This window comes from Rhodoferax sp., assembly GCF_028689305.1.
GTDB lineage: Bacteria > Pseudomonadota > Gammaproteobacteria > Burkholderiales > Burkholderiaceae_C > Rhodoferax.
This window is the reverse complement of the sequence record NZ_JAQTWM010000089.1, coordinates 7,668-13,722: the sequence shown is the minus strand read 5'-3', so window position 1 is coordinate 13,722 and position 6,055 is coordinate 7,668. Positions and strand designations below refer to the sequence as shown.

Sequence of the window (6,055 nt, the reverse complement as noted above, 5' to 3'; positions counted from 1 at the left end):
GGGTGACTGGCCTGTTCAGTCGTAACGCAGGGTGTAGATCAGATCCACCGCACTTTGTTCCCCGGTCTGGGCGCGCAAGGTCAGGCGTCTGGACAGGTCATAAAAAATGGACAACACCCCCATGGCCCCATTCAGGCTGCTCTCATAGGCCACATAAAAGTCCTTGGACAGGCGTTTACCCAGCGTGACGGATGCGGCACCGGCGCTGCCGTTGTTGTCACTGGCGGCGTTGCTGCGAAAACTCAGTTCATCCAGCCCCAGTGCTTGTGACAGACTGTCCGACAGGCTCTTGCCATGGCCACCCAGCAGCGCCAGGGCGGCCTGCTGCATCAGCGCCGCTTCTGCACCGCCGCCACTGGCGGAACGGCCCAGCACCAGCCAGGCCAGTTTGTCGGCATCGGGCAAATCGGGTTCGGCATAGAGCCGCACGATCGGGGACAGCGCGGTGCCACTCACCTGCACCCCCACGCGCTGGCTGAGTTGGGGGCGAAGCGCCAGAATCGTCAGTGCCGGGTTGTCGATGGGGCCGGTGAAACGCAGCACACCACGCTCGATCAGCAGCCGCTGGCCGTAGGCCTGGTAGGTGCCGTTGACAGTACGCACGCTGCCATTCAGGGCCGGCGTGGTCTGGCCTTTGGCGGCCAGACTGAGTTTGCCAGCCAGCCGGGCCTCCAGCCCGCGCCCGCGCAGTTGGAAGTCGGGGCCGAGGTCCAGGTCGATCAACACGTCGGGCTGAACACGGGCGGGCTGGTTGGCCGCTGTGCCGGTGTTGCTGGCGTTGGTTTTGTGAACCTCCGGCTGGCGCACCACCACGTCCTGACCCAGTGTGGGGGCGCTGTCGTCGGGCAGGGTGATCAAGGCCTGATCGGCGGCCAGGGCCCCGCGCAGTGTCAGGGTGGACTGCTTGAGGTTGGCCGATAGTTGGCCCGACACCACCAGCCGGCGGTCTGGTCGGGTGCTGACCCGCAGCGCGCTGATCTGCGCCTGCAGGACCATCTGGAGACGTTCACGCAAGCTGGCCGGGCCGTGCCCAGGCAGCCAGAACACCGAGCCGGTGAGGCCCAATTGCCCACCGTCGTTGCCGGTGTGGCTGGCGCCTTGCAGCGTGAACGTCTGAATATCAAGCTGTTGCCCATGCAGCCGGGCATCCAGGGTGCCGCGGCTGAAGTCAATGCCGTCCACCACCGAGCGCACCGCCAGATCACGAGCCCGCAGGTAGCCCTCCCACTGCGGCAACGCCTGGGTGCCGCTGAGGTTGATGTGGGCATCCACCGTGCCGCGCAGTCGCCAACCGGGCGGTGCCAGGGCGGACCAGGCGTCCACCGGTGGCAACTGCAGTTGCAGGCTGCCGGCCACTGGCGCCTGAGCGGGCCAGGCCCAGCCGCCGGTCTGGGGCTGCAGCTGGGTGCTGAGTGCCAGCAGCGCCTTGCCGGCGTGTTCGCTGTCCCAGCGCAGGCTGGCCGCGAGCTGACCAGCGTCCAGGTTGACCTGCATCCAGGCCTCGCGCAGCTTGGCTGGCAGGACTTGATCACGGGTTTGCAGGCGCAGGTCACCACTGCTGCGCTCCAGCGTGGCGCTCAGGTGCAGGCTGTCGGTCTGGGCGGCCTGCCAATGGCCGGCGAGCAGCAGGTCGCTGCTGAGGCCCAGGTCGGCCATCGACTTGCCGCTGAAGGCCTCCAACCAGGCCAGCGACAGGCCCTCCACCCGGCCCTGGCCCTGCCATTGCGCGGCCGCGTGAGGGGGCGGTTGGGTACGGGCAGGTTGCCGCCAGTGCAGGGTTTGCCAGCTCAGGCTGGCACGGCCTGGCAGCGGTCCCTGCAGCCAGGCCGTGCCGGGTGATACGGTCAGGGTGTTGAGGGGGCCTGGCAGCCAGTTCAGGGTCAGCGGCGCCGGGGTGCCGCTGTCGGCCAGTTGCAGCCGCCAGGGCGCCTGGGTGCTGTCTTGGCGCCAAGCCAGTTGCAGTTGCTGGACACTGGCCTGCCAGGCACCGACTGGGGTGCGGTCAGCACTGGCGCGGGTCTGCCAGTCCAGTGATTGCTGGTCAACGACGGCTTGGCCGCGCCCGTTCAGGCTGAAGTGCCGGGGCGTGCCCGCCAGTTCCAACTGCAGGCCGCGCACGCCGGCGTGGGGCTGCCCGGACGCCGGGGGCGTCCGATGGAGCTGCGCTGCGCGTAGCTGGGCCTGGAGTTGCAGGGCCTGCGCATCGTCTTGCCAGCCGCCTTGCCATTGGGCGTTGAGGTCGGCCATGCCACGCCATTGGGCGTCACCCAGCAGACTGGCGGTCTGCGGCCAGCGGGTCAACCAGCGGCTGGCCTGTGCGGCATCGGTCATCCGCACCTGTAAGCTGCCCTGGCCCTGGGTGCGGGACAGCTGACCGTTCAGCGTCGCCTGCAGGCCCGGCAGGCTCAGGTCGAGCTGCCCTTGCGTGGCGAGGGTCACGGTTTGCACGCTGAGCTGTCCCTGCAATTGGGCTTCTTGGGCATCCAGTTGCAGGGTGTGGAGCGTGAGCTGTGGCGCTGCCCACAGCCCTTGCGCCGCCAGGTGACGCAGCTGCAGGGGCGGGCGGGTTGTGGCCTGTGCTGGTGGCTGGCGACGGCTGTCGGACTGCAGCCGCAGGTCAAAACCGATGCCGCTGGCAGGCTGGTTCTGCCGGGCGTTGACCGTCCCGCTCAAGCGGTCACTGGCCAGCCGCGTATCGATGGCCGCGGGATTGATGCCCTGCACCGTCGCTTGGCCCTGCCAGGACACCGCGCTGGCGTCAGTTGCGGCAGCATTGAACTGACCGCTGGCGTTGATGCTGCCACCTGCGCCGCTGGCTTGCAGGGACTGCAACCACCAGTGGCCGTGGCGGTAAGCCAACTGGGCGTCCAGTTTTTGCAGGGGCAGACGTTGCTGGTCCCAGGGGCCGCTCAAGGTGTTTCCGAGCTGCAGGCTGGCTTGCCAGCCCGGGCCGTCAGGGCGCACCGTGGCCTGGCCGTGCAGCAGCGTTTGGGGGGCCTGTGACCACAACGCCGCCAGGTTCAGGGCTTGCCACTGGCCTTGGGCATCGATGATCTTTTGCGCCTGCCACGGCGCCAACTGAGCCGTCAGTCGGGCCTGCATGGCAACACCTGGCGGCTTCGGATCGACCGGTGTCAGCGCCGCTTGCAATACCAGCCGCGCCTGCGGCCCGGCCAGGGCGCCGGTGAGTGAAGCCTCGGTGCTGACCGTCAGTGGGCGGGGGCGGCCTGGCACCGGCGTGCTGACCACGCCCTTGGCCTGCAAAGCCAGTGCCATCGAACCCGCCGCTTGCAACTGGCCGGAAAACGCATATTTATTGGAAGAAAAGTGGGCTGAGCCCGCGTATATATTGTGTGAATAGCTATCAAAAATGTAGTGAAAGGCAAGCTGACTCAGTTCTTGGCTGGTGCTGGAGCTCCACTGCACACTGTCGGCGCTGACGTGGGCGTCCACTCTGAACGGCAAGTCTGCCGAGGTGGGGGCGGACGTGGCGCCGTTGGGGGCGGGCGCACCTTGGTCTTCAATGTGCAAATGTTTGACATGGAGCTGGCTCACACGCAACTGGCCGTGCAGCAAGGCGGCGGGTTGCCAGCTGAGTTGCAGGTCTTGCGCCTGCACCTGCAGGCCGCCGTGTCGCCAGCGCAGCCAGCCGACATGGCCCCCCTGGCGCAAGGAGCCGGTGACGGCACGGACTTCGAGGCTGTCGCCAGCCGGCAGAAGGCGCGGCACCTGCTGCAGCACCGTGGCCAGTGAGGTAGCGCTGCCCGACCATAACCACAAGCTGCCTGCCAGTGCACTCAGCACCAGCAGGAGGGTGGCTAGCGTGATCAGTCCGATGCGCCGCATGGTTTTCAAAAGGCAAACCCCACGGCCAGGTGCAGCCGGAACTTCTTCACCGCCACGCCATAGGCCAGATCGATTTGCAGCGGCCCGACCGGGCTGTTCCACCGCACCCCGGCACCCACCCCCACTTTGGCGTGTAAATCGGCCGGCTTGTCGGCCACGGCACCGGCGTCGACAAACAGGGTGCTTTCCCAGTCGGTCGCTTGCCCGTTGACGATGATGGGGCGTTGCCACTCGACGCTGCCGACGGCCAGGTAACGCCCGGCACTGACCTGGCCGCCAGCGAGCTCGACGCCGATGTCGCGCAGACCGTAACCACGCACACTGTTGTCGCCGCCGGCGAGGAACAGTTGTGTCACCGGCAGGCTGGTGCCGTCCTTGGCCAGCACGACCCCCGCCTGCGCGCGCAGGGCCAGCCGACCGGCGCGCGGGTCGGGTGTAGCGGTGTTGTTCTGGCGGCCCAGTGGCCACAAGCTTTGCCAGCGTGCCAGCACCCGGCCAAAGGGCACAGGCGCGCTGCCCAGCGTGGTGCCACCACCCAGCTCCACGCCCAGTGCCCAGCCGCTGGATGGGAAGGGCAGGTTGTTGTAGTTGCGCAGGGTGAAGGCGTAGTGGGCGCTCACCGATTCGGCGATGCGGGCAACAGTGGCGTCCGAGGTGGCGGTGTCCGCGCGGTCGTACTGCAGGTAGTAGCTGCGGTCGATGTGTTCGCTGGTCTGACTGGTGCCACCGCGCCAGCGCTGGCTGCCCACATCAAAGCTGCCGACGAGCTGGTTTTGCAGTTGCAGTGAGGCGTTCCAGCGCCAGCCGTCGTCATCGGGCGGGGCGGTCAGCTCGGTGCCAAGGGTCTGGGTTTCGCGGTCCAGGGCCAGCTTGCTCAGCGCCCGCCAGCCCAGGCCGGGCAGCTGATGGTGCAGGTGTTCGGCGCTCAGGCGGGCGCCGCTGTCGGTGCTGGCGCCCACGCCCAGGGTGATTTTTTGCAGGCGGGCTTCGCGCACGGTGATTTGTACCTGTGCCGCCTGCGGGTCCGAGGCCGTGTCGATGCTGACAAAAGCCGAGTCAAAGTAGCCGCTTTCGGTGAGCCGTTGCTGGACTTTGGCCAGCTCCTTGAAGTCGTAGTCGCTGCCGGTGGGCACCCTCGCCAAGCGGCGGACCAGTTCGGCATCAAACCGTTTCAGACCGCTGATGACCGGTGCCCCCAAGCGGTAGGGCGCACCCGAGTCGAGAGTGAGCTCCAGCCGCGCGGTGTGGGTCAAGGGGTCGACGTCGGCCAGTGACTGGCTGATGCTGCCGGTGGGGTAGCGCTGACTGGTGAGCTGGCGCAGGGCCTGCTGTTTGGCGGCATCCCAGCGGCGCTGGCTGAAACGGTTGCCCGCTGGCAGCAGCCAGCTGTCGGTGATGTGCTGGCGCTGCGCGGCAGCAGCCGGGTCGGTGGCCATCGGGCCGGCAAAACGCAGGCTGACCTGGCTGATCTGGACTGGCTCACCGGCCACCACACTGACCAGGATATCGCGGGCGCCTTGGGCACCGGGCAGGCGCCGAATCTCGATCACCGGCGAGAAATAGCCCAGCGTGGCCACCAGCTGCCGGACGTCTTGCTGGGCCATGTCCAGCAGGCGGTCGAGCTCGTCGTCGCGCAGGTCGCTCAGGCTGCGGTAGCGTTGCAGCTCCAGATGGCGTTCCAGCAGGGGGCGGATGTCATCGGGCGCTTCGATCCGGAGGGTGAATGCTGGTGCACTGGCAACTGACGCGGCGGTGGCCGCCGGCGTGGTGGGGGGCTGGTCCAGGCTCTGCGCGGCGGTCAGCGCTGGTATCAGCAGCAGCGTGGCCAGCAGCCACCGGTTCATTTGCTCAGCAGCCGCATCGCATCCTCCAGCCCCTTGAGGGTCAGGGGGAACATGCGCTGGCTCATCAGCTGCTGCATGATGCTGATGCTCTGGCGGTATTGCCACACGCCTTGGGGTTCGGGGTTGACCCAGGCGAACTTGGGGAAGGCGTGGGTCAGGCGCTGCAGCCATTCGGCCCCGGCTTCTTCGTTGCTGTATTCCACGCTGCCGCCGGGCTGCAGGATCTCATAGGGGCTCATGGTGGCGTCCCCGATGAAGATCAGCTTGTAGTCCTTGTTGTATTTGCGGATGATGTCCCAGGTGGGGAATTTTTCGGCGAAACGGCGGCGGTTGTTCTTCCAGACAAAGTCGTAGACGCAGTTGTG

Annotated in this window: 2 protein-coding genes and 1 pseudogene; all 3 read right to left on the bottom strand. The window is 67.3% G+C overall.

All coding sequences use genetic code 11. From position 1 onward, the window contains the following. Positions 1-15: 15 nt before the first annotated feature. Positions 16-3,846, bottom strand: coding sequence for a translocation/assembly module TamB domain-containing protein (locus PHW99_RS15250; RefSeq protein WP_300179400.1), 3,831 nt, complete (start codon positions 3,844-3,846; stop codon positions 16-18). 5 nt (positions 3,847-3,851) lie between these two features. Then, positions 3,852-5,690 (bottom strand): autotransporter assembly complex family protein, encoded by a 1,839-nt coding sequence (locus tag PHW99_RS15245; RefSeq protein ID WP_300179397.1) that lies wholly within the window; start codon positions 5,688-5,690, stop codon positions 3,852-3,854. Beyond that, positions 5,687-6,055, bottom strand: a pseudogene (locus PHW99_RS15240) (hypothetical protein); the annotation flags it as partial. The gene PHW99_RS15245 and the pseudogene PHW99_RS15240, both read right to left, overlap by 4 nt.